This is a genomic window from Eubacterium multiforme (assembly GCF_030813415.1).
In the GTDB taxonomy this organism is placed as follows: domain Bacteria; phylum Bacillota; class Clostridia; order Clostridiales; family Clostridiaceae; genus Clostridium; species Clostridium multiforme.
This window is the reverse complement of sequence record NZ_JAUSUF010000008.1, coordinates 93,433-119,974: the sequence shown is the minus strand read 5'-3', so window position 1 is coordinate 119,974 and position 26,542 is coordinate 93,433. Positions and strand designations below refer to the sequence as shown.

At 26.6% G+C, this 26,542-nt stretch carries 23 protein-coding genes; 4 read left to right on the top strand and 19 right to left on the bottom strand.

The window, feature by feature from the left end:
* Window positions 1-294: 294 nt before the first annotated feature.
* Window positions 295-825 carry a hypothetical protein gene (locus tag J2S18_RS11375; RefSeq protein ID WP_307487011.1) on the bottom strand — a complete coding sequence of 177 codons (531 nt, stop codon included), beginning with the start codon at window positions 823-825 and terminating at the stop codon, window positions 295-297.
* A 196-nt stretch (window positions 826-1,021) separates the two neighbouring features.
* On the opposite strand from J2S18_RS11375, the gene J2S18_RS11370 reads away from it, so the two are divergent.
* On the top strand, window positions 1,022-1,513 hold the full coding sequence (locus J2S18_RS11370; protein WP_307487009.1) for a PTS sugar transporter subunit IIA: 492 nt from the start codon (window positions 1,022-1,024) through the stop codon (window positions 1,511-1,513).
* A gap of 65 nt (window positions 1,514-1,578) precedes the next feature.
* Here the strand turns inward: J2S18_RS11370 and J2S18_RS11365 are convergent, their stop codons facing one another.
* From J2S18_RS11365 to J2S18_RS11310, 12 genes are all read right to left on the bottom strand, one after another.
* Entirely contained in the window at window positions 1,579-3,789 is a 2,211-nt protein-coding gene (locus tag J2S18_RS11365; RefSeq protein WP_307487007.1) for an SdrD B-like domain-containing protein, read from the bottom strand.
* Between the two features lie 28 nt (window positions 3,790-3,817).
* Complete coding sequence (gene srtD, locus J2S18_RS11360) at window positions 3,818-4,471, bottom strand: class D sortase, LPxTATN-specific (RefSeq protein ID WP_307487006.1); 654 nt, start codon at window positions 4,469-4,471, stop codon at window positions 3,818-3,820.
* A 35-nt stretch (window positions 4,472-4,506) separates the two neighbouring features.
* Window positions 4,507-5,439 carry a GNAT family N-acetyltransferase gene (locus J2S18_RS11355; RefSeq protein WP_307487005.1) on the bottom strand — a complete coding sequence of 311 codons (933 nt, stop codon included), beginning with the start codon at window positions 5,437-5,439 and terminating at the stop codon, window positions 4,507-4,509.
* A gap of 192 nt (window positions 5,440-5,631) precedes the next feature.
* Window positions 5,632-6,588 carry a polysaccharide deacetylase family protein gene (locus J2S18_RS11350; protein ID WP_307487004.1) on the bottom strand — a complete coding sequence of 319 codons (957 nt, stop codon included), beginning with the start codon at window positions 6,586-6,588 and terminating at the stop codon, window positions 5,632-5,634.
* Window positions 6,589-6,812: 224 nt separating this feature from the next.
* Window positions 6,813-7,451 (bottom strand): fructose-6-phosphate aldolase, encoded by a 639-nt coding sequence (gene fsa / locus J2S18_RS11345; RefSeq protein WP_307487002.1) that lies wholly within the window; start codon window positions 7,449-7,451, stop codon window positions 6,813-6,815.
* A 47-nt stretch (window positions 7,452-7,498) separates the two neighbouring features.
* Window positions 7,499-8,758, bottom strand: coding sequence for a PTS ascorbate transporter subunit IIC (gene ulaA / locus J2S18_RS11340; protein ID WP_307487000.1), 1,260 nt, complete (start codon window positions 8,756-8,758; stop codon window positions 7,499-7,501).
* A 59-nt stretch (window positions 8,759-8,817) separates the two neighbouring features.
* Window positions 8,818-9,102, bottom strand: a complete 285-nt coding sequence (locus J2S18_RS11335) for a PTS sugar transporter subunit IIB (protein ID WP_307486999.1) — start codon at window positions 9,100-9,102, stop codon at window positions 8,818-8,820.
* Window positions 9,103-9,121: 19 nt separating this feature from the next.
* Window positions 9,122-9,583, bottom strand: coding sequence for a PTS sugar transporter subunit IIA (locus J2S18_RS11330; RefSeq protein WP_307486997.1), 462 nt, complete (start codon window positions 9,581-9,583; stop codon window positions 9,122-9,124).
* A gap of 250 nt (window positions 9,584-9,833) precedes the next feature.
* Window positions 9,834-10,760 (bottom strand): transketolase family protein, encoded by a 927-nt coding sequence (locus tag J2S18_RS11325; protein WP_307486995.1) that lies wholly within the window; start codon window positions 10,758-10,760, stop codon window positions 9,834-9,836.
* 12 nt (window positions 10,761-10,772) lie between these two features.
* Complete coding sequence (locus J2S18_RS11320; protein WP_307486993.1) at window positions 10,773-11,591, bottom strand: transketolase; 819 nt, start codon at window positions 11,589-11,591, stop codon at window positions 10,773-10,775.
* Window positions 11,592-11,610: 19 nt separating this feature from the next.
* The gene (locus J2S18_RS11315; RefSeq protein ID WP_307486992.1) at window positions 11,611-13,740 is read right to left on the bottom strand and encodes a BglG family transcription antiterminator; all 2,130 of its coding nucleotides are present in this window, start codon (window positions 13,738-13,740) and stop codon (window positions 11,611-11,613) included.
* A gap of 453 nt (window positions 13,741-14,193) precedes the next feature.
* Window positions 14,194-14,958 carry a tRNA threonylcarbamoyladenosine dehydratase gene (locus J2S18_RS11310; protein WP_307486990.1) on the bottom strand — a complete coding sequence of 255 codons (765 nt, stop codon included), beginning with the start codon at window positions 14,956-14,958 and terminating at the stop codon, window positions 14,194-14,196.
* Between the two features lie 892 nt (window positions 14,959-15,850).
* On the opposite strand from J2S18_RS11310, the gene J2S18_RS11305 reads away from it, so the two are divergent.
* A complete protein-coding gene (locus tag J2S18_RS11305; protein ID WP_307486988.1) occupies window positions 15,851-16,543 on the top strand; it encodes a 5'-methylthioadenosine/adenosylhomocysteine nucleosidase in 693 nt (230 codons plus the stop codon).
* Window positions 16,544-16,616: 73 nt separating this feature from the next.
* Here the strand turns inward: J2S18_RS11305 and J2S18_RS11300 are convergent, their stop codons facing one another.
* The gene (locus tag J2S18_RS11300) at window positions 16,617-18,350 is read right to left on the bottom strand and encodes a putative mucin/carbohydrate-binding domain-containing protein (protein ID WP_307486987.1); all 1,734 of its coding nucleotides are present in this window, start codon (window positions 18,348-18,350) and stop codon (window positions 16,617-16,619) included.
* Window positions 18,351-18,618: 268 nt separating this feature from the next.
* On the opposite strand from J2S18_RS11300, the gene J2S18_RS11295 reads away from it, so the two are divergent.
* Together J2S18_RS11295 and J2S18_RS11290 are read left to right on the top strand one after the other, a co-directional pair.
* Entirely contained in the window at window positions 18,619-18,819 is a 201-nt protein-coding gene (locus J2S18_RS11295) for a helix-turn-helix transcriptional regulator (protein WP_307486985.1), read from the top strand.
* Window positions 18,820-18,823: 4 nt separating this feature from the next.
* Window positions 18,824-19,279, top strand: coding sequence for an NUDIX hydrolase (locus J2S18_RS11290; RefSeq protein ID WP_307486984.1), 456 nt, complete (start codon window positions 18,824-18,826; stop codon window positions 19,277-19,279).
* A 112-nt stretch (window positions 19,280-19,391) separates the two neighbouring features.
* Here the strand turns inward: J2S18_RS11290 and J2S18_RS11285 are convergent, their stop codons facing one another.
* The 5 genes from J2S18_RS11285 to J2S18_RS11265 all read right to left on the bottom strand — a co-directional run bounded on the left by J2S18_RS11285 (window position 19,392) and on the right by J2S18_RS11265 (window position 26,422).
* Entirely contained in the window at window positions 19,392-21,179 is a 1,788-nt protein-coding gene (locus J2S18_RS11285) for an ABC transporter ATP-binding protein (protein WP_307486982.1), read from the bottom strand.
* Entirely contained in the window at window positions 21,172-22,971 is a 1,800-nt protein-coding gene (locus tag J2S18_RS11280; protein ID WP_307486981.1) for an ABC transporter ATP-binding protein, read from the bottom strand. The genes J2S18_RS11285 and J2S18_RS11280 overlap by 8 nt, the downstream gene beginning before the upstream one ends.
* Window positions 22,972-23,098: 127 nt before the next feature.
* Window positions 23,099-24,340 (bottom strand): DUF1015 domain-containing protein, encoded by a 1,242-nt coding sequence (locus tag J2S18_RS11275; RefSeq protein ID WP_307486979.1) that lies wholly within the window; start codon window positions 24,338-24,340, stop codon window positions 23,099-23,101.
* A gap of 74 nt (window positions 24,341-24,414) precedes the next feature.
* Complete coding sequence (locus tag J2S18_RS11270) at window positions 24,415-25,323, bottom strand: D-2-hydroxyacid dehydrogenase (protein ID WP_307486977.1); 909 nt, start codon at window positions 25,321-25,323, stop codon at window positions 24,415-24,417.
* 22 nt (window positions 25,324-25,345) lie between these two features.
* Complete coding sequence (locus tag J2S18_RS11265) at window positions 25,346-26,422, bottom strand: pyridoxal-phosphate-dependent aminotransferase family protein (protein ID WP_307486975.1); 1,077 nt, start codon at window positions 26,420-26,422, stop codon at window positions 25,346-25,348.
* Window positions 26,423-26,542: the final 120 nt, after the last annotated feature.

Sequence of the window (26,542 nt, the reverse complement as noted above, 5' to 3'; positions counted from 1 at the left end):
CCTGAGCCAGGATCAAACTCTCAATAAAAAGTTTAATCATACTCATAAAACTTACTTTAATAAAAAGAATTGCTGGTTCTAAATGTATTCTATATATTCTGTTCAATTTTCAAAGACCATTTATTTGTCCGCCGCCCTCAAGCGACAAGACTTATTATATACGGTTTTTTGACACTCTTCGACTTAAATTTTGTTATATAGACATTTTATTCTCATATTACTTCTATTTACTCTTTATTACTAATTGTATCTTATATTGATACACTAGGTATAGTTTGTGCAATTATTAGTGTATTATTCAACTTTTTCTATATTTTTTATAGTCAATTTATATCTTTCTCCTAGTAATTTATATTTTTCTAAGGTCTCTTCTTTATTAAAAAATACAACAAACTTATAATCATAGTTGCTCCATATAGTTATTTCATCATCTACAAAATAAAAAGTACTAAATAATATTCCTCTTAATGATAGTTTTATAAAAACATTTAAAATATTCTTATTTTCAATTTTAAAGTATATATCTTTATCATTAAAATCATTTTTGATAGTCTTAAGTATATTTTTCTCTTCCTCTGTTAATTCATTTAACATTCTACTAAATTCTTCTTCACTTAAAACATTGCCATAATAATCAACAATTAAATTTTTATTATCTTCATAAATCTTATCTAAAAATTCAATAAAATTATTTTCAATAGATTCACTATTAATGCTATCTTCATATGTAATTATTGCATTATTATAAGAATTAAAACCCTCCATTATATTTTTAGGTCTTATATTAACCATATTCATAAAACTACTTTTACTTAAAGATTTCATATTATCCTTCCTCTCTTACTAAAAACTTTCTATATTAACTATTATAATAAATATTTTATATAACTACCTACTTAAAATAGAAAGCTATAAATAAAATAGATTTTTTTATTTTTTAATGTATATGTTATACTATTTCTATATTTAGACAACATAATAATTGATATTTAAAACTTTTTAATGGAAGGGATTTGAAAATATGTTTGGATTTTTTAAGAAAAATAAAAAAAATAGTTCATTAAACTTTGTTGCGCCTGTTACTGGAAAGGCTATTGACCTATCAGAAGTTCCAGATCCAGTATTTGCTCAAAAGATGGCTGGAGATGGATTAGGAATTGATTCAACAGGCGATGTTATTGTAGCTCCTTGTGATGGAGATTTAACTTTAGTATTTAAAACTAAGCATGCCTTTGCTATGACTTTAGAAAACGGTATCGAAATTCTTGTACATATAGGAATTGAAACTGTATCTCTTAATGGAGAAGGTTTTGAACAACTAGTTGAACAAGGAACAACTGTTAAGGCTGGAACTCCTATTATAAAAATAGATAGAGAGTTTATTAAAAGCAAAGGACTATCATTAGTTACTCCTGTTCTTATTACAAATCCTGATATTACTAAATCAATAGAAGTAAAAACTGGAATTGATGCTGTAGCTGGAGAAACTGTAGTATTAGAATATACTATTTAATAAAAAATATTAAAAAGGAATTGTCTTTTAGAACATAACTCTAAGACAATTCCTTTTTTTAATTATTATTTTTCATTTTTACTATTTTTTTGTTTATACACAACAATAAGAACCCCTAATATTATTAGCCCAATTCCTATAAACATGTATTTAGAAAAATTCTTACCAGTACTTGGTAACTCTAGATTTTCATTTTTTATATCATCTTTTTTATATAATCCTAATTTTAAACTCTTATTATTTTCACCTGATAACAGTTTAATCTTCTTACTTTTATATTCTTTAGATTTATTATCCTTTAAATTTGTTACTCCATAGTTTGATGGTACTTGAAATAATGTATAGTACTCCCCTGGCTCTAAATTATTAAAGTTATACCTTCCATCCTTATCTGTATTAGTTATTGCAATAAGTTTGCCATTACCATCACAAAGGAATACATTAATTCCTTCTACTCCTTTTTCACCCTCATCTTCTTTTTCGTTTCTATTTTTATCATTCCAAACTCGGCTACTAATACTTCCAGCTTTAACGATACCTGCATTTACTATATTAGTTGTGTTAAAATTATTAACATTAATATCTTCACTAAATCCACCAGTATTAACATTACTAGAGTTTGAATCTATATCTGTACTTTGCTTAGTAAAATTACTATATCCATCAGGTAATATAACATTAATCTTATATTTACCTTTAGGTAATTTTTTAAAATATACTCTTCCATTTTTATCTGTAGTTTTTTCTCCTACTTTGTTTCCAAATATATCTTTAACTTCATCTCCATTTGAATTAAGTAACTTAACCTTTACGCCTTCAGAAAACTTTTCATCTTTATCTTTTATTCCATTATAATTACTATCTTCAAAAACTCTAGCACCTACTTCTCCAAAAAAAGTCATACCTGCATTTAAGTAATCATAAGATTTTCCTTTATCTACATATATGGTATTTGATATACCTCTTTTATTTACTGAACTTCCATTTATATTTCCAATATCTTCTCTTGGTGAAAAATAATTATATTCTATAGGTTTTATAACTTTAATAAAGTATCTACCTGGTAATAAATTATTAAACTCATATAGACCTTCACTATTTGTTCTAGTTTCTCTAATTAGTTGTCCATTTTCTGAAAATAGCATAACTTTAACATTACCTATTCCATTTTCACCTTTATCTTTTATTCCATTAAAGTTTTTATCCTCAAAAACTTTACTTTTTATCATAGCTTTATGGAAAGCCCCATCAATATCCTTCTTATTATCTCCTGATATTAAAGAATATTTCTTTGTTTCACCTTCATTATTTATTATACTGTTCTCACCCTTAGTATTTAATGTTGGCATATATACATCTGTTGGTGATATAAATTTTAAGCTATATTCTCCTGGCATAAGGTTATTAAATGTATAATAACCATTTTCATTTGTTTTTGTTTTATGTATTAAATTTCCATCTTTATATAAGTTAACAGTAACTCCTGAAATGCCATGCTCACCTTCATCTAACTTTCCATTCCAGTTAATATCATTCCAGACATAATCTCCTATACTTACAGGTTTTATAAGACCTGCATCAATACTATAGTCATTTTGATTATCATTAAGTTGTATTTTTGAACTTATTCCTTCATCATTAAAATTACTATCTATATTATTGTTTGCATTACTTTCTTTCTTTGTAAATAATTTATAATCATTAAACAATAGAACCTTTACATAATAAACTCCTGCATTTAAATTTTCAAAAATGTATCTTCCAAAATAATCTGTAGTAGTTTTTCCTATAACATTCTTATTTGCATCTAAAAGTTCTACATTAGCATTTCTAACTAATGTTTCATTATCCTGCTGAATTCCATCTCCATTTAAATCACTCCATACCTTTCCTCCTATTGAAGAAAAAGCATGGTCATTTATTTCAGTTTCTGGAAAATCCTCTTTATTATCCTTATTTTTTAAAATACTATTTTTAAGTATGTCTTTGTATTCCCCTATTGTCATTGGTATGTTTTTTGATAAACTCATCTTTTGTTTTTCATTTATTTCTGGTTCAACTTGGTCTTTACTTTCATTTAAGTATGGAAATCTATAATATAAATCTTTATTAGTATCTAAACTATTATTTTGTTCTTCTAGGTCACTTTTTGAATTATTGCTACTATTATTGTCAGCATATGCATAGTTAGCTCCTCCAACAGGAAGGAACTGCAATGTTACGGTGGTAACTATAAGTAAACTTAACCACCTTACAATATTTTTATACCTTCTCATACTATTTATCACCTTGTTTTTCCTATTTTTATTTAATCAAATCGAGTTTAACAATAAATCTTTCAGGTGCAGGTCCAACATATCTAAATGGATAACAAGTTACTAAAGTAAGGCTTGGCCTTTTTTCCTGCGCAAGAATTGATTCATTATCTGGTTTTGTAACGTAGGTTTTTCTAACCTTAAATTTATAAGTATTGTTTAAACTTTGAATTTCAACTTCATCTCCAGATTTTATGTCCTCTAGAAATCCAAAGGTTGTTTCTCTATGTCCTAATATAATTGCTGTCCCATTATCTCCTGGATATATACCATTATCATAAAGAGTAGCTCCACCTCTTAAATTTTCTTCTGTAGCTCCCATAAGTATTGGAATTTGTTCTCCTGTTTTAACAACAATTATCTTACCTATTATATTTTTTCCATCTACTTTAACAACAGGATATTTATTTTTCTTACTATCCTTTTTATTAGTATCTGGTTTTTTAGCCACTTGGTCTTCTCTTTGTTTATCCCACTCATTTATATTTTTTGATATATCCATTTTATCTAAACCTATTTCAATAAAAGGATATGCAATAAGAATTACTCCCCCTAAAATGCATATAATCCCTAAAATAGTAAATAGCTTATTTCTTTTCTTCTTATTTTTCCCCTCTTTTAATCTACCATCTTTTCTTCTCATACCAACACTCCTATAATAGTACTTCTATATATAACTTATCCTTTTATTTTGTAGTAGGTTATATGATCCTGCCATATACCATTTATAAAAAGATATTTCTCGTTTATTCCTAATTTCTTAAATCCATTCCCTAAAAGTACTCCCTTAGATCTTTCGTTTTGTAATAAAACTGATGCTTCAACTCTATGAAGGTCTAAGTCTTTAAAAGCATAATTTACTACTAAATTAACTGCTTCTTTCATATATCCTTTACCTTGATAGTCTTCATCTATAGAATACCCTAATATCCCACTTTTGAAAACTCCATATACTATATTTGACAATCTAACCTTGCCAATTATCTTATCATCCTTTATAATTGCTAAATCTATTGAGGTTCCATTTAAGAATTGTTTATAACTTTCATTTAATGAATTTCTTTGAGATTCTATTGTAAAAAAATCATTATCTCTTGTAGGTTCAAATTTTTCTAAATGTTTCTTATTTTTAGTATAATATACCAAAAGATTTTCTGCATCACTCGGAGTTAAATTTCTTAAACTAATATTTTCTCCTTTTAGTTGTATCATTGGTGCACAATTTTTATATCTATAATCTTCTCTATTAATTCCTAATATAAGTTCATCTTTGTAAATTCCCTTTAAGAAAACATTATCTGATAATATACCTTCTAATATAAATCCTAAATCAAGAAATGGTGAAAGATTAATTCCTTCACTAACCTTTATATTAACTTTAAAAATATTTTTATCTTTAAAAGTTGCCATTAAAACTAATTCTAGTGTTTCTCTTAATAAATTATAATCATTTTCTCTATAAAATTTAAAATCAATAGTACATCTTTTATTACTCTCATCTAATTCTTCTATAGAAAATCTACCTATACTTATACTATTTTTATCTTTAATAAGATACTCTTTTTTACTTCCTTTATTTAAAGCTATATTTATATTATGATTTGATGACATATTAAATTCTCCTAAAATTATAGTCTTATAACAATATTATATAGTATCATCTAGTCTTTACAAGGCATAAGTGTTTATATTTATAAATAATATATCCTCTTTTTATATAATTATAGCTTATATTTGCAAAAATATATGATGTTAAAATAAAATACTAATTATTTAGTGCCTCATTTTAACATCATTATCTCTTTATTTATTACTATTATTAAAATAACTCATAGGAGCATTCTTTATTACTTTAAATTCATATCCGTTATCTTTAAACATTTTTATAATTTGTGGAAGAGCTTTAACTGTTGATTTTTTTGCAGCAGCATCATGCATTAATAATATTACTTCCTTTTCTTGATTCATATAAAATTTAGCTCTAGAAACTAAATGGTCTACTGTATAAGTATTAGATTCTGCATCACCAGTTTCTGCATCCCAGTCAATAGATACTATACCATTTTTATTAAAGGCTTCATCTAATTGTTTTAAATGTGGATCTCTATAATATTTTCTTGATAAATATCCTCCAGGCATTCTTAAAACTCTAGTATTAAAGTTTTCTCCTAATACTTTTTTCATTTCATTATCAGTTTCATTTATTTCATTCATAAATACTTTTACATTAACACTGTTACCAGGATATAGCTTTTTATATTCATGACTAAAGGAATGATTTCCTATTGCATTTCCACTTTCTATTTCTTCTTTTAAAAGTTTTTGATTTTCTGGATCATTTTTAAGATGAGATCCTATTACAAAGAAAGTTGCATGTACACCTTCATCCTTTAATGTTTTTAAAATGCTACTTGTATTTTCACTTGGACCATCATCAAAAGTTAAAAATACTTCCTTCTTATCACTTAATGGCTTTTTAGATTGTAACATCTTATCCACTTCATTTGCAGGTACAGCATAGCTATCTGCTGAATAAATTATATTTTCTCCCTTCATTATTTCTGATGGATTAGGTTTTTTAGGACTTGTACTACTTGAAGCTGTTTTTCCATCTGTATCATTACTATTATGGTGAGCATAAACATAAATCCCTGTTCCTAAAACTATTACTGCAATTAGGGTAATTATTGTTATACTTCTTCTCCTTTTAGCTCTCATGATAGCTCTATTTTTTCGTCTATTTCTCTCTTTATCATCCATTTAATTTCTCCCTCCATTATCATTTGATTAATTTCTACTCTTTTTTCCTTAATTCTACCCTTTCTACTATTGAAAAAAATTACTATTTGAAAACAAAAAGGTTAATATTTCTTCTATTTTATGAAAAAATATTAACCTTCTAAAAATATAATTTTTTTATTTAAACCCTAGCTTATTAAAAAAGACAACCAATTATATAGGTTGTCTTTTTTTGATTTATAAAATTATTTTGAATTCCAATCACTCATAAACTTTTCTATTCCTGCATCAGTTAATGGATGTTTAACCATTTGCTTTAATATATTGTATGGAACAGTAGCTATATCTGATCCTGCAATTGCAGCTCTAGTAACATGGATAGGATTTCTAACACTTGCTGCTATTATTTCAGTTTCTATTCCATGAACATTAAATATCTCTGAAATTTCTTCTATTAATTGTATTCCATCCATTCCAATATCATCTAATCTTCCTAAAAATGGACTTACATATCTAGCTCCAGCTCTTGCTGCAAGTAATGCTTGTGGTGCTGAGAATATTAAAGTTACATTTACATTAATTCCATTTTTCTTTAATTCACTTGTTGCCTTTAAACCTTCTTCTGTCATTGGAATTTTAATAACTATATTCTTGTGAAGTTTTGATAATTCTAACCCTTCTTTAACCATTTCTTCAGCAGTAAGACCTGTAACTTCTGCACTTATTGGTCCATCTACTATATTTGTAATTTCTTCTATTACTTCTTCAAATACTCGTCCTGATTTTACTATTAATGAAGGATTTGTAGTTACTCCACAAATAATTCCCATATCATTTATTTCTTTAATTTCATCTACAATTGCTGTATCTATAAATAATTTCATATATAACCATTTCCTCTCTCTATTTATCCTAAGTTAAATTTTAATTTTTAAAATCCTAATAACGCTATTACCTTAGCTAATATAGTTCCTATTACTCCAAAGTCCGCATCACTAAATGTAGTTCCTGAATATCCAAGGCTACCTAAAGTTGGAAGTAATAAAGCTGGTAAGAATGTTATTATTAATCCATGTACAAAAGCTCCTAATATAGCTCCTCTTTTTCCTCCAACAGCATTTCCAAATACTCCAGCTGTTGCTCCGCAGAAGAAATGAGGTACAACTCCTGGTAATATAACTGGTGCTTTTAAAGCTATTAGTATAAACATTCCAACTATACCACCAACAAAGCTTGATAAGAAACCTATTAAAACTGCATTTGGTGCATATGGGAATACTACTGGACAGTCTAATGCTGGTTTTGCATTAGGAACTAACTTCATAGCAATTCCTCTAAATGCTGGTACTATTTCACCTAGTATTAATCTAACACCTGCAAGTATTACATAAACTCCACCTGCAAATGTAATTGCTTGAATTAATGAGAATACTACAAGATTTTGTCCGCCACTTAATTTTTCTACATACTCAGGGCCTGCTGCTATTGCAACTATTAAATATAATATTAACATTGTTAAACTAATTGCAACTGATGTATCTCTTAAGAAAGTTAATCCTTGTGGGAATTTCATTTCTTCTGTTGATTTAGATCCTTTACCTACAACCTTTGCAACACCTGCTGATACAAGATATCCAAATGTTCCAAAATGTCCAAAGGCAATATCATCTACTCCTGTTATTTTCCTCATAATAGGCTGAGCCAGTGCTGGCATTAAAGCCATAAAGAATCCTAAAAGTAATGCTCCAATTATAACTAATGGTGTACCTTTAATTCCTCCAGCAATTAATATTGCTGCTAGCATACAAGCCATGTATAATGTGTGATGTCCAGTTAAAAATATGTACTTCATCTTTGTATATCTAGCTATTAATATATTAGCTAGCATACCTAATGCCATTATTAAAGCTGTTTGAGTTCCGTAATCTTTTAATGCCATTCCAACAATAGCTTCATTATTAGGAACTATTCCCGTAATTCCAAAGCCAAATTGAAACATTTTACCAAAGTAATCTAGTGCTCCAACAACAATTGTTGCACCTCCACCAAGTACTAAGAATCCCATTATTGTTTTAATTGTTCCTGTAATACAATCAGATAATGGTTTCTTTTGAAATATAAGACCAATTAAAGCAACTAATCCAACTAGTATTGCTGGAGTACTTAATATATCTAATAAAAATTTCAACATAAAATTTCATCTCCTTTTTAATTTTCTATTATGGTTATTTAGTATTTTTTAAGGTAAATTTAGATGTAATTTAAATTCTTTAATGTATCAGTTAATTTTTCCTTTAACTCATTCATGTCTATCATATTGTTTAATGAAACAACTTCTCCACCTAAACCTTCTAATCGAACTGCGATATCTCTTGTTCCAACATATATATCTGCCTTAATTCCTTTTGCTGATGAAAGGTCTGAATGATTTACTTCAATTCCACTTAAGTTTAATTCCTTAAGAACCTTCTCTATATTCATCTCAATCATAAAACTGCTTCCTAATCCGCTTCCACAACATACTAATATTTTCATAATTAATTCCTCCTAAAATTTAATTTTCTTTATATTTTTTTAATACTTCTAAAATTTCATTTTCTGATTTTGCTTCAAAGATTTTATTTAAATCTTCTGAATTCATAAATATATCCATTAAGTTTGAAAGTAATTCTAAATGACTTGTATTATCTTTAGCTGCTAAAGTAACAACTAATTTTACTGGATCATTTTGCTCACTTCCAAAATTTATTGGTTCTTCTAATGTAACTAAACTAATACCTGTTTCATTTACTCCCGCTTCAGGTCTTGCATGTGATAACACAATTCCAGGGGCTATAACCATATAGGGGCCTAAATCATTAAAATTATTAATTATTTCCTCTTTATATCGATTTTCCACAATACCTTTATCTTCTAAAAGTGATGTTCCTGTTTCTATGGCATTTTGCCAACTTGTACAATTTTGTTTTACTTTTATAAAATCTTTTATTACTAAATCTCCTATCACATAATTCACTTCCATTCCTGCATTAAAATTGTTTCCCCTTAATGTATCTTTATTATATATAATTTGAATTTCCCTTTGAATATGTTTTCAACACCTTCTATTTCGAATTAAAAGTGAAAAATTGAACTAAAAGTACTTATATTAAAATTAAAAATTCTCTAAAATATTTCCTAAATTAAAAAAATAAAAGGATAACCCTCCAAAAATATTATTTTAGAAGTGGCTATCCTCTTGCTTTTTATAAAATATTTTTAAACTATTATTTTTTATTTATTACTTTCTTACAGGCTTCTACTATATCTAATGCTGTCATTTTATATTTTTCTGAAAGGAATTTTCTACTTCCTACTTCCCCAAAGTGATCAACTATTCCAATTGGCTCAATAGGTACAGGAATATTCCTGCAAGCTACTTCAGAAACAGCACTATAAAGCCCACCTAAAATATTATGGTTTTCACAAGTTACTGCAGCTTTAGTTTTATTTAATGACTTTATAATAATATCTTCATCAATTGGTTTTATTGTATGAATATTTATTACTTCAGCACTAATACCCTCTTCTTTTAAAATATTACAGGCATCAATTGCAGGCTTACACATAATTCCTGTAGAAAAAATAGTTATATCCTTCCCCTCTGAAATTATGTCTCCCTTAAATAAATTAAACTTGTAGTTTTCATCATATATTTTAGGAACTTCTTTTCTTGGCATTCTTAAATATACTACACCTTTATAATTAACAGTTTCATATAATGCCTCTCTTAATTGAACTTCATCTGCAACATCTACAATGGTAACTCCTGGTATACTTCTTAAAACTCCTATATCCTCAAAACTCATATGAGTTCCCCCATTAAGTTCTGATGCAATTCCAGCATCTGTTCCAATTATTTTTACATTTTGCTTTGCATAAGCCATTGATATTGCTATTTGGTCACATATTCTTCTAGTTGCAAAGGCTGTAAATGTACATATATATGGATTCATTCCATAAGCACTCATTCCAGCAGCCATAGAAGCCATGTTTTCCTCACTAATTCCAGTATCAAAGGCTCTTTCTTTAAATATACTTCTAAGAGGCATTGTCCCATTAGCTTCTGCTAAATCACCATCCATAAATACAATATTATCATGCTTATTCATTAAGTCTTCCATTACTTCACATAATACTTTTCTCATTTCCATAACAAAAACCTCCTAGCTTAATTCCTTTATTGAATTTTTATATTCTTCTTCAGTTAATCCCATACTGTGAGATTTATACCCTGCTTTTTCAACTGCTAAAACTCCTTTTCCTTTTTTAGTAGCTAAAATAATTGCAACTGGTTTCTCTTGACCTTTTCCCTCTTCTATTGCCTTATGTATATCTTTTAAATTATGTCCATCTACTGATATAACATGCCATCCAAAGGCTCTCCACTTATCATCCATTGGGTGCATATCCATAATATCCTCTGTTTTTCCATCTAGCTGTAGCTTATTATAATCTACAAATGTAATTAGGTTATTAAGTCCAAAATTTGAAGCAGCTAGTGCAGCCTCCCAAACTTGACCTTCATTACATTCTCCATCTCCAACTATACAATAAATATAAGCATTGTCCTTCTTTATCTTTGAAGCCTTAGCCATTCCAACAGCACAGCTTATTCCCTGTCCTAAAGAACCTGTTGTCATATCTACACCATTAGTTTTATTCATATCACAATGACTTGGAAGAAGAGTATTTTCTTTATTTAAAGTAAATAAAGCTTTCTCTTCTATATATCCTTTATCTGCTAAAACTGCATATAATGCTGGACCTGCATGTCCCTTAGATAAAACTAGTCTATCTCTATCCTCTTTTTTAGGATTTGAAGGGTCTATATTCATTTCCTTATTATATAAAAGTGTTAAAACTTCAATTATTGATAAACTTCCACCATAATGTCCTTTTCCTACACTGTTTATTTCTTCTACCAATAATTTTCTTACTCTCTTACATTTTTCAATTAAAAATTGTTCTTCTTCTTTTCTCATGATATTTCCTCCATTTCTATTAGTACTTATTTATTACTTTTAACACCTCATCTTTAGATGATGCATTCATAAGCTTTTGCAATTCATTTGGATTGTTTATTATATCCATAAATTGTGAAAGAGCATGTAAATGTGACTCTTTATCCTTAGTTGCAAAAGTTAGTACAATCTTAACTGGATCATTAAATTTACTATTAAACTTAATTGGATACTTTAAATTAATAAAGCTCATTGAAGTTTTATTAATTTCCTCTGGTAAATTAGCATGAGCTAAACAAACTCCAGGTGCAATAACCATATATGGTCCTAAAGCTTTTAAATTTTTTATTATCTCTTTTCCATACTTTTCAGTTATGTATCCCTTTCTTTCTAAAGGTTCAACCCCCTTTAAAATTACATCTTCAAAGTCTTTACAGTTAAGCTTTAATTCTATAGTTTCTTTTCTTAAAAACTCTGATAAAGATATATCTCTTTTTTCTTCTGGGAATTTCTCCTCTTTTCTTTTTAGCTCATATAATATTTCATATTTTAATTGTTCTTCATCTGTTATATTGCAATATTTTCTTATTGTATCAATAAGTCTATTTGCTTTTTCTATTTCATCTGTACAATCTTCTTTTTTAACCATTGGTAGTAAATGTTTATTTAATATTACATAATCCTTTTCACTAAGAAGAGGAGTTATCTTTATATATTCATCTCTTTCAAGGGTTGGTATATCTATAGTGCTAATTATGTAATCACAGGATTTTACTATGTTGCTATCAATATTTCTACTTGCATATGTTCCTAGAATTTCTACTTGAAACTTTTCATAAATACTAGCAGCTATCATCTTTGATGTTCCAATTCCAGTTCCACAAACAATAATAACTTTAGCTTTTTTACTTTTTCTTTGTTCATATAATCTTAGGGCTGCTCCATAATGTAAAACTATATATGAAATTTCATGTTCACTTAATGGAGAACCAATAAATTCTTCTAAGTATTTACTAGATGCTTTAACTATTTTAAATAATTCCTGATATTTAGTTTTTATCTTATCAAATAGTGGATTTATAAGGTTTGAGCCATATTTTATTCTATATATACTAGGTCTTAAATGAAGTATTAGTCCTTCTATAAGTCCTTCTTTTTCCTCTTCTGCAAACTTAATTCCATAAGACATTTCAATATAGTCCGTCATTAAATTAACTACTTTATTAAGTTCACTGTCTTTGTATTTACTTTCTCCTGATGAAATGTTCTTTAAAACCTTTGCACCTAAAAGATGAATTACTATATAACTTATTTCACATTCAGGAACTTTAATATTATAGTGACTCTCTATTTTTTCAATAATATTTTTAGAAACTTCATATTCCTTTGTTTCTTTAACTATGTCCTCATTAATATTTGGAAGATATATTTCCTTATTAAGCTGAACTCTCTTTATCATTATTGATAAGTGAGTAATTAATCCACCATAAGCTTCATCACTAAACTCTCTTTTTAGTTCTATTTCTGCTCTCTTTATAAGACCATCTATAAAATCTATATCTATATCAGAAAATAAAGTGTCAAATTGTAAATTATTTATTTTTGACTGAATTGATTTCCTTGAAACATAATTTAATAAGTCTTCTGAGGAAGTTGATTGAGATATTATCTTTACAACAGCATTACGTTTATCGATTTCATTACCCTCTACAATCATCCCTATTTTTGGCTTTCTAACTAAAGTTAAATTTCTTTCCTTTAGCCACTCTCCAATGGAATCTAATTCTTTTAGTAAGGTATTTTTAGATACACATAATTTTTCTTCAAAAAATCTTATTTTTACAGGAGTATCACTTTGAAGTAATTTAAGCAACATATGTAAATATCTTTCTTCTTTAGAATATACATATTTATATGGTGTATATTCTCCAACAAATTTATTTAGATAGTTTTTTAAGTTTTTATCTTCTGGCACCCTTATTCCTTTTTTATATTTTCTATCCAAATATCCAAATCCATTTTTAAGCAAAAACTTTTCTATCTTATCTATTTTGTATCTTATTGCTCTATTTGTTACTTTATATTTTTTTGCTATTTCATCTATCTCTACAAAATCATTCTTTTCTACGAGATATTGTAATATTTGAATACAATCTTTATTAAGTTCCATATCATTCAATCCTTTCCATTCTTATTATATAGAAGTAATTTTCTATATAATATTGGTTATGTGTAATCTTTTCTTCGTATTAAAATTGAAAAAATGAACCTTTAGATAATTTGAAAATTAAATTTAAGAATTTAAAAGAGTAAAATAGATTTTAAAGGCTATATTTTAGTTAAGTTTTAATTAGATAGCCTAAATTTAAAGAAATACTTTTAGAGTTTTTTAGATTTATTTTAATTTTAATCATATATTATATGTTTTCTATTCTATATACATTTAGGGATAACTTTAAAGTTATCCCCAATTTTATCAACATGTTGTTGATAACTTTTAATCTAACTACTACATCTTGTATTTCATATACTGTTACATCTTATATATTTTTGACTAAGTAAATCGACAATAGTCAAAATTTATCTCTTTTTAAATATTACTCTTAAAAGTTATCCACACTAATTATTTATTATTCATTCCAATTATATCTTTTATAACTTCTCCACCAATTATCATACCTGCAACTGAAGGTACAAAAGGCATGCTACCTGGCGTTTGTCTTTTTACTATATTTATTTTTCCATTATCTTCTGAAACTTCTTTCTTTTCTTCACTAACTTCCTCTGGAACATTTGGTTTAACTGGAAGTTCTTCTGAATAAACTACTTTAAGTTTTTTAACTCCTCTATTTTTAAGTTCCCTTCTCATTACTTTTGCAAGAGGACATACCTTTGTTTTAAATACATCACTTACTTTAAATTGAGTTGGATCAAACTTATTTCCTGTTCCCATTGAACTTATTATTTTTATATCATTTTCATAACAATACTTTGCAATAGCAATTTTTGCAGTTACTGTATCAATTGCATCTACAACATAATCTACATCATCATCTATAAAATCTTTAAGGTTATCTGGCGTAACAAAAGTTTGATGAGTTATTACATTACAATCTTTATTGATACTTAAAATTCTTTCTTTCATAACATCAACTTTAACTTTATCTACAGTATTATAGTTTGCATGTATTTGTCTATTTAAATTACTAATTGATACTGTATCATTATCAATTAAAACTAAAGTTCCAACACCAGCTCTAGCTAATGCTTCTACAGTAAAGCTACCAACACCACCAACTCCAAATACAACTACCTTTGATTTTTTTAATTTATCTAAACCTTCTTTTCCTATAAGTAACTCAATTCTTGATAATGAATGTTCTGCCATTATTTTTTCTCTCCTTTTGTAAAAAATATTTATATATATTTTATTTTATATCATTAGGTTATACAAGAAATTTATTTAATCATATCATTCCAAAAAATTTTTCTATTCCACTTTGTACTGAATCTTTTCCAGCAGCAATTGCAACTAACATATTTCATATAGTTTTTGTAACTCTTTCCATATAATCTTGTTCAAAATGCATTTAATTCACTCCTAAATTAATTAAAAAAACATAACAATTATTCCCTCAAAATTATTTATTTTTATTTCTAAAAGCAATTAATCCTAAAGTAATTATTATAAATGGTAACAATATAACAAATAATACAAAGTATTTAGGTGGTGCAAAATTTTTTATAAGTGTAAATATTATCATAAAAATTAATAATACTATACTAAATTTTATATCTTTAATTTTAATCACCTCTTTTTAATAAAAAATACACAAAACAATGCTGCTACTATAAAATGTATTCCCTATCATATAATTTTTATCAATAAATTTTATGATTCATCTTTTTTTCAAATATACTACTTTTAATGCTTTTTATAAATTTATCTTCTAACTAAAATAATACTATTACTCTGCACAACCTTTAAATTATATTTTTGAATTTTTAAGTATTATTTAAATTTTTCTATATTAAATATTGTAATTTATTTCTATATAATAATATACTTTTAATTACTTAATTTACAATTATTAATATTGAAAAAACAAACAATTTATTTAACGCTAATATCCAAAAATATATTGTAAAATAATAATTATCTATTAAAATCACCAATCACATAAATAATAAAATTTCACCTTAGTTTACTAAACTATTAATTAACATTATAATGATAACTAGGTATTATAGCCTAATTTTTGTTATGGAGGATTGTGTTTATGATAATTGGAATAATAAGTGCAATGAATGAAGAATTAGAAATTCTTTTACAAGATATGACTGTTGAAGATAAAAAAGTTAAAGCTAATATGACTTTCCATCAAGGTAAACTTTGGGGCAAAGATGTTGTTGCTGTAGTTTCTGGAATAGGTAAGGTTAATGCAGCAGTTTGTACTCAAATACTTATATCAGAATATAAGGTTAATAAGATTATTAACGTTGGAGTTGCTGGTGGTATTGGAATGGACATATACCCTGGAGATGTTGTTATAGCTGAAAATTTAGTTCAATATGATATGGATACAACAGTATTTGGTGATAGACATGGTCAAATACCAAGATTAGATACTTTTGATTTTGTATGTGATAATGAATTAGTTAGAGTTTGCAAGGAAGCTTGTAATGAAATTGAAGGTTTTAATACTTTCTCTGGAAGAATTGTATCTGGGGATCAATTTGTTGCAAGTATTGAAAAAATTAAGTGGCTTGAGGCAGAGTTTAATGCTAAGGCTGTTGAAATGGAAGGCGCAAGTATTGCTCACGTTTGCTATTTAAACCATATTCCTTTTGTAGTAATAAGATCTATTTCTGATAATGCTAATAATGGAGCTCATATGGATTATGAGAAGTTTACTCCAATTGGTGTTAAAAACTCAACAACAATTCTTAAGAAAATGATAGAGAAACTATAAAATATAAAATGACTTTATCTTTGTAAAGATAAAGTCATTTTATATTTATCATTTAAATTTTTAAATCTTATACTTAACCATTATATTCTGCTAGTTCATATGAAATACTATTTTCTTCTAATTTTGGCATAGGATTAAATGTATCATAAACACTACGACTTGAAGTATCCTTTGCACCTCTTAAATACCAATTACGACCACCCCATGTAGTATCCATCAAATACCATTTTCCTGATATTTCTACCATATTCCACGCATGTGGACCACCAGCATACCCATTAACCCATATATTGTTTATTCCTATACGTTGTAATAAATACTCAAATCCTTTAGCATATCCTCCACAAATTGCTTTGTGATTAATAAATACTCCTCTAATATCACTATTACTTCCTTCAAAGCTATATCTTAAACTTTTTTCATAACTATCTTGAAGTGCTTTTATTTTTTGATAAACTGTCATATTAGGATTTATTACACTTAGTATCCTTTGAACTTCTGGTTCAATTTTCAATAAAGCTTTATGATAATCATCTCCATTTTGAGCTGTATTTCCTATATGGAATGTTTGAGAAACTACAACTTTTTGACTTTTATCCTTCTTAATATCAGCTCCCCAATCTTTTAGAAGAAACATTCTTGGTTCATTTCTTACTAAATATTTTTGTATACACATTCCATCATTTACAGTTGGATAAATTCCATGTTCTTCATAATTAATTTCAACTAAAACATTTCCTTCTCTATCTCTTTTAGTATATTTATTTGCCCTATTATCATATTTTAATAATGTTTTAAGAGATAAATCCCAAGCCTTTTTGCCTTCTTCACTTAATAAGCTTCTTCCATAATATAAATTGTTTGGAAAAGGTTTTGTTATATCATCTAATATACTTTTATCATAATCTACTAATCCATTATTCGTAACTTCAAAACTTGTTTTTCCACTAACTTTATATGATTTGTTTACGTTTCCATCTTCGTCAAATATTTTTACTCTATTTGGTTCTCTATTTCTTAATTCTAATTTATATCCTGGTTTAATTTTAAATTCCTTTTCTTCATTTTTTAAAAACTTATCCCCAATAAAATTTTTCTTATAAACTAAATTATTATTTTCATCTAATATTTTTATATCTACATAAGTAGCTCCTCCAAAAAATTTATGTGGCTGAATATTATTTGTTTTTAAAATTACATTTCCTTCATCCAAATTAAATTTAATATTTGCATACTCTTTATCTTCATAACCTAAAAATCTAAATTCTTTATTTTTATAATTATATTCTTTTAGTCCACCTTTAGTAATTGCAAATATATTATTAGATTTTATAGTAACGCTTTTATCTAAGCTTCTATCTGAATTTAATACCTTCACTCTATTTGGTTCTTTACTTGTTAATTCTAATTTATATCCTGGTTTAATTTTAAATTCTTTTTCACTACTTTTTAAGGATTTGTCTCCAATAAAACTTTTTTCATAAACTAAATTATTATTTTCATTTAATATTTTTACACTTACATAAGTGGCTCCACCAAAAAATTTATGTGGCTGAATATTATTTGTTTTTAAAATTAATTTTCCTTCATCCAAATTAAATTTAATATTTGCATATTCTTTATCTTGATAACCTAGCAAACTAATTTCTTTACTACTTTCATTTCTTTCCACTAAAGTAGTATTTGTTAGCATATTATCATTAGATTTTAAATTTAAATCTGCTGCAAAAGCCTTAATATTTGGACTTACCAAACTTACAGTTATAACAATAGCTGCTATTAACGAGTGAATCTTTTTATTTTTCATACAATACCCTCCCAGAATAATTTTTTATTAATATTTATTTTTAATTAATAATACATTTCTATCTTATTATAGTATAAAAATACATACAATAATTTCTGAACATATTTTAATTTAATTTAAAAAAATTAATTATTTATAAATATTTAATACACTTTATTTAATAATTGTATTGATTTTTATTGTATAAATTTAAAAATTAATATTAATATCATAAATTTAAAATATAATATATGCTGTTTAATACATTTACTTTTATGAAGGTGAAATTATGAATAATATAAAAAAATACAGAACGTTATCTAAAATATCTCAACTAGAATTAGCCAAAAAAGTTGGTGTTGCAAGGCAAACTATAAATTTAATTGAAAACCAAAAATATAATCCCTCATTAGATTTATGTATTAAAATTGCTAAAGCCCTAGGAACTGATTTAAACACATTATTTTGGATTTTTACAAATGAGGATTGAAAATATGGATAAACACTTTACAGTTTCAATATTCATTGTTTATAAAAATAAAGTTCTATTGCACGTACATAAAAAAGCTAAAAAAATCCTTCCTTTAGGTGGACATATAGAAACTAATGAATCACCAGAAGAAGCATGTATCCGTGAAGTGCGAGAAGAGTCTGGCTTAGAAATAAATCTATACAATCCATTAAACAAAAAACTAAAACAAGCATGCGAATTATCCGGAGAAAAATTATTAGTAAATCCTATGCACACAATTTTTGGTGAAATATCTCCAGAACATTATCATATAGATTTTGTCTATTATGCATGTGCAAAATCTAATGAAACAAAACCAGCCATTGGAGAATCTAAATTACTTAAATGGTACACTAAGGATGATTTAAAAAGTGCTAATAATATACAAGAAAATATTTTAACAATGGCTAATGAAGCATTGAATCTATTGAAAAAATAGTGGACAAATTATCTGTCCACTATTTTATATACTTAAACTATTTTCTAAAAAACACCTAACTTACAAAAGTAAATTAAGTGTTTTTTAATACTATTTATAACAGATTAAATTTTTATGCTTCCACATACCATTTCTTTTGAGAATTAAACATCTCCTCATACTTTCCTTTATTTTTAATAAGTTCCTCATGAGTTCCACACTCTACAATCTCACCTTTATCTAAAACTACTATTTTATCTGCAATTTTAGCTGAGCCTAATCTATGAGTAACTATTATAGATGTTTTTCCCTTTGACATTTCATTAAACTTTTTATAAACCCTTGTTTCTTCAACAGGATCAATTGCAGCTGTTGGTTCATCTAAAACTATAATATTATGATTTGAATAAAATCCCCTTGCAATTGCAACTCTTTGCCACTGTCCACCAGATAAATCAATACCATTAAACTCTCTAGATAGCATTGTATTATATCCTTCTTTATCCATAACTAAATCTGCTTTTTTCATTGCAATATCTTTATATTTATTAGAAGAATCCTCCTTTAAAGGACTGCTAATTGAAATATTTTCTCCTAAAGTCATCTTATATTTTTGGAAGTTTTGAAATACTGCTGAAACAGCTTTAAATAAAGACTTATTAGAAATTTCCTTAGTATTAAAATCTTTTATTTTCACATCTCCTTTAGTTGGCAAATAAAGCCCAATTATAACCTTTACTAAAGTAGTTTTCCCAGAGCCATTTTCCCCAACTACTGCAACTGTTTCTCCTGATTTTATGTGTAAATTTATATTATTTAAAGATAGTTTATTGCTTAATGGATATGAAAAAGAAACATTTTCTAATTTTATATCTGGAACTCCTTCTATTTCTATATCTTTTCCCTCTTTTTCCTTAAGGTTTAAAAACTTTATAAAGTTTCTTACAGTTCCCATTCCCTTAGTAATATTTGATATATGAACACAAATCATCTCTTCCATTAAACTAACCATAGTTCCTATAGAGGCAAAAATAGCGCCAAAGGCTCCAACTGATATATGTCCATCAATTAAACTAACAACTAATAAATAAAGAACTCCAAAATAACCAACTAGTGTTATTACTTTCATTAATAATTCTAAACTTATTGCCTTTTTTTGAGCCTTCCATATTTCTTTATTTAATATTTTTAAAGAATCTAAATATAACTTTTTAAAGTACCCAAAAGCTCCTAAAATACGTGTTTCCTTAAAATATTCTCTACTTCCTATACAGTTTTCATAGTAGTCATATTCCCTTCTAATAGGTGCTGATTTATCTTCAAGTTCACCAAATATTTTAACTCTTATAAATTGTGTAAATACAATTGGAATAAAAATAAATAATAGTGAGAATGACAAAATAGGTCTTAATTTGTATAAATATATTCCCATAAATATAAAATAAGGAACATAAATAGTCAAAATAGCAATCATTATAATAATTAACACTACACTATTTTGTATACCTTCATTAGCTTTATTTATATTATCTAAAGTTTCAGGATTTTCAAATAATATTGTGTCTATCTTACCAGTTTTTATATTTACTAGACTTGTTACCTTTCCAGTTGCCTTTTTTAATAAGTTTTGAAATATAAAATTACTTATACCATTTAACACTTGGCAAATTATAAAAACTAGTCCTAGGAAAAGTGCCATTAATATAGCATAGGATAATGTAGCTCTTCCATTTACCATATCTGTAACTGAATCAAATAATTTTTGAGTTGCAAAGGTATTAAAAGCCCAAGAACTTCCATGTAAAATACCAAAAACTATATGTAAAGTGCAATAAATTGGAGCTGCTTTAAAAACCATTGGTACCAATGTTTTTAGTATTTCAGAAACAGAAATATTATCTTTTGATTTTTCCTTAATCACAATACCAACTCCTTTGACTTTCATACATATTTGCGTATTTTCCATTAATATTCATAAGTTCTCTGTGGCTACCTTTTTCTATAACTTTACCATTTTCAATTACAAAAATTTCATCTGCAAGTTTTGTAGAACCTAGTCTATGACTTATAAATATTGTAGTTTTTCCCTTACTTATTTCTTTAAACTCATCATAAAGATTACTTTCACTTATTGGATCTAGCGCTGCTGTTGGTTCATCTAATATTTTTAAAGATGCATCACTTAAAATATTTCTAGCTAGGGCTATACGCTGCCATTGTCCTCCTGATACATCAATTCCATCACTTTTAATTTTCCCTAAATTACTTTCCTTTCCCTTATCTAACTTAGAAACTAAATTATCTAGTTCTATAAGCTTAATTGCGTTATCTATATCCTTTTCTTTAAGGTTATTATCTGTATAATTTAAATTGCCTAATGCTATATTATCTTTAATGGAAATAAAATATTTAGCAAAGTCTTGATAAACTACTGATGTTAGCCTTTTTAATTGACTTTGGGTATATTCATTTATATTTATTCCATTTATTAAAATCTCTCCTTCAAATTCATCATACAAGCCAGTTATTAATTTTGTTATGGTAGTTTTTCCTGCTCCATTTATGCCTACAAAGGAATAATGCTTATCCTTTTCTATAATGAATGAAAGATTTTTTAGTATATATCTATCAGTATTAGGATATTTAAATGATACATTTTTAAACTCTAAAGTTTCTAAATTTATATTTTCTGTGGTAGGTTTATCTATGGCATTTTTACATTCTTCCATATTCATAAATTCAGATAAATCTTTTAAATATTCTTTACTTTTTGCAAGTTCTTGAGTATATGCAGTTAAATCCCAAGTCATTGCTTGAACAAGATCAAAAACTGAATTAGTTATGGAAATAAATAAACCTATATTTAAGAAATTATCTTTAACTAAATTTAATAAAACTATTACTATTAAAACTGAAATAATTGCAGTAATTACCCCTCCAAGCTTCATTCTAGCAAACCATTTTGCATATACTTTAAATTCAAATTTTCTTACCTTTTCATATAGATTCAGCCACTTTTCATTTAGAAAATTTGTATATTGAAATATAGCTCTTTCAGAGGCACTTTCTCTTCCTGTAATTACTTTTTCTATATAATCAGATTGTCTTTGATATTCTGAAACACTTCTATGTGCTTCATAGTTTGATTTTCCAGCCTTTATAGCTAAATAAAATAAAGGGATTGATATTAAAAGAATTATAAATGCAGACCACCAAACAGCATAAATTAATACGAAAATTAAACCTATAACTCTAATTGCTAAGGCAATTGAATTTAATATATTATCAAAGGCTTCTGTTATTTGTAATTCAGGAGTTTTTGAAACCCTTGATATTAAGTCCCAAGTTTCCTTATTTTCAATATACTTATATTTAAGTTTAGCCTTCTTTTCAACTATCATAACTCTAAAGTTTTCCCTTAATCTTGCCTCAAGTTTAACTTTTATAAAATCAACTAACTTTCTTGAAGTCCACTGAAAAGATATTAATAATATAATTAAAATAATAGGTAAGATTATTTCTTTTATGTCTGCTTGTTTATTGAAGATTTTTATAGCTATGTTTATAAATTTTGCTGTAACTATTATTTGAAATGTTGGAACTAACCCTTCAAAAATTTTTTGAAAAGTCATTATTAAAGAATATTTAGGAGAAAATTTAAAAGGTATTGTTAAATTTTCTAGCGCTTTACCTTTTACATTAATATACTCCATAAAATAGCCCCCCCCTTTTTTATATTTTTAGGAAACCTTTTATAATCTAAAAAAATGTAAACTTTGAATTTTATTGTCTTATATAAATTGTATCAAAAAAACAAAATTATTTAAAATTTAATCTTTATTAAATTCTATGGATAAAAAGTCCACTTCTAAGTTTTGGCTCAAACCAAGTTGATTTAGGTGGCATAATCTTCCCCATATCAGAAATCTTCATTATATCTTCTATATCCGTTTCATACATTGAAAAAGCTACCTTCATATCTTCATGAGTCCTCTTTTCTAATTCTTTAAGACCTCTAATTCCACCTACAAAATCTATTCTGTCTGAAGTTCTAACATCATCAATTTTAAGTATCTTCTTTAAAATATTATTATTTAAAATAGAAACATCCAAACTATCAATAATATCTTCCTTATTAAAACTTCCTCTTCTCGCCTTTAAAATATACCAATTACCTTCTAAATACATTCCAAAAGTATTTTTTTCTTTTGGAGAAAATCCAAAACTTCCATTATATTTAGTAACTAAAAAATCCTCTGAAAGTTTTTCTAAAAATTCTTCAGTAGTAAATCCTCCTAAATCCTTAACCACCCTATTATAAGGCATAATATTTAAATCTTTATGTGTAAATGCTACTGCTAGAAAATAATTAAAATCCTCTTTACCTGTATAATTTGGATTTTCTTCTCTTCTCATTTTACCTACTCTTACTGCAGAAGCACTTCTATGATGACCATCTGCAATATACATACTATCTACCTTTAAAAATAAATTTTCTAAATCTTTAATATCTTCCTTATTATTAATAACCCAAACAATATGTCTAACTCCATCTTCTGATTTAAAATCATATTCTGCCCTTTCTTTAGTACTATTATTTATAACATTAGATATCTTTTCATTTTCTCTATAAGTTAAAAATATTGGACCTGTATTTGCATTACAATAATCAACATGATTTACTCTATCTTCCTCTTTATCCCTTCTTGTAAACTCATGCTTTTTAATTACATTATTAATATAATCATCAATTGATGCTACAAAAACTAATCCTGTCTGACTTTTCCCCTTCATTATCTGTCTGTATATGTAAAATTTCGCCTCTTCATCTTGAATAAAATTACCCTTATTAATCATATTGTTTAGATTATCCCTTGCCTTTTCATATACCCTTTTATCATGAATATCAATACTTTTATCTAAATCAACTTCAGCTCTGTCTATATGTAAAAATGAGTATGGATTATCCTTTACCATTTCCCTTGCTTCCTCACTATTCATAACATCATAAGGTAATGCTGCTATTTTTGATGCTAAATTTTTGGTTGGTCTAATCCCTCTAAAAGGTTTAACTATAGTCATATTCTTTTATTCCCCCTTTATATAGACTTACAATTGACAACTTAGAATTTAATTGCCAATTGTAAACTATAAATTTATAAGTTAAAAAATTTCTTAACTATACTAAATACTTCCTCTTCAATTTTATTTTGAGCCTCTATTGTTGAAGCTCCAATATGAGGTGTTACACTTACATTTTCATGATTTAATAACTCTTTATTATTAGTTGGTTCCTCTTCAAAAACATCAAGTCCAGCTCCTGCTACTTTATGATTATTTAAACTTTCAACTAATGCTTTTTCATCTATAACCTTTCCTCTAGAACAATTTATAATATAAATTCCATCCTTCATTAATTTAAATTCAGTTTTTCCTATTAAAGGTCCTTTATTTTTGTCATAAGGAACATGAATTGATATAAAGTCTGAAGTTTTTAAAAGATCCTCAAAACTTAAAAAATCATAATCTAAATCATTATGCTTACCTTCAATAGTATAATAAACTACCTTCATTCCTAAGGCTTCAGCTTTTTTAGCTACACTTTGACCTATTCTTCCCATTCCTATAATTCCAATGGTTTTCCCGCTAATTTCAATACCTTTATAAGTCTTTTTATTCCACTTTCCTTCTCTCATTGTTACATTTGAAATTCCAATAAATCTAGCAAGGGAAAATATATGACCAATAACAAGTTCTGCAACAGAATCTGTACTAGCATTTGGAGTATTTTTTATTTCAATTCCAAGGGATTTTCCATAATCTACTTCTATATTATCTAACCCAACTCCTGCCCTTATAATAAGTTTAAGTCTACTATTTGCTACCTTATCTAAAATTTCTTTAGTAACCTTTGTTTTACTTCTAACTATTAATACATCAAATTCCTTTAAAACTTTTTCTAATTCATCTTCACTATAATGAACATTTACTACTTCAATCCCCAAAGCTTTAAACTTAAAAATCATATTATCTGAAATTCCATCATTAGCAAGTATTTTATACATTTCTCTCTTCCCCCTAATTAAATTATAATCCCAATATATCCTCTATATTTTTTAATAATTCTTTAATATCATCTATGGTACAATCCCCCATATGAGCTATTCTAAATGTTTTTTCCTTTAGTTCTCCATATCCATTTGAAATTACAAAGCCTCTATTACCTAATTTTTTATTTAAATCTCCTATATTAATTCCTCTAGTATTTTTAATAGTAGTTACTGTATTTGATAATAGCCCTTCTTTATTTTGAAGTAATTCAAAATATTTTCTTCCCCAACTTCTTACTATATTAGCCATTTCTATATGCCTATTAAATCTATTTTCTAAACCTTCTTTATTTAAAATATAATCTAGCTGATAGTCTAATGCATACATATGAGATAAAGAAGGGGTTGATGGATATTGATAATTTTTCTTCTTAATATATTTATATAGTAACAAAAGATCTAAATAATATCCTCTATTTCTAACATTTTCTGCCCTTTCTAATGCCTTTTTTGAAAAGGTGCAAATTGCCATTCCAGGAGGTAAGGCTAATGCTTTTTGAGTTGAAGTAATACATACATCAATTCCAAGTTTATCAACCTCTATCTTACTTCCACCTGCTGAACTTACAGCATCAACTATAAATACTATTTCAGGATATTTTTCAATAACCTCCCCTATTTTCTCCATTGGATTCATAACTCCAGTAGAAGTTTCATTATGAGTTATTGCAACTAAATCATATTTATTTGTACTTAAAGTATCATTAAGTCTATTAACATCTATTGCCTTTCCCATATCTTCTTCAAAAATATCTACATCTATATTATTTTTAATAGCCATATCATACCACCTTTTACCAAAAGCACCTATAGAAAAAACTGCTGCTTTTTTTAATGTACATGACCTTATAGCACCTTCCATAAGTCCACTTCCAGAAGTAGTAGATAATAAAATCTCACTTTTTGTAAAGAATAACCTTCTTAAATTATCACTTATTCGCCTTTGAATTTCTGAAGCATCCTTACTTCTATGACTTATCATAGCCTCTGACATTTTCTTTAACACTTCGTATCTAACTTCAACTGGCCCTGGAATAAATAATTTTTTATGCATTTAAATCCCTCCATGCCTTTGTAATCATTCTTTACTTATTAATAGTATGATTTATAAATTAAAAATTTGCATAAAAAAAGCACTTATTTAAACTTAATTTAAATAAGTGCTTTTATAATA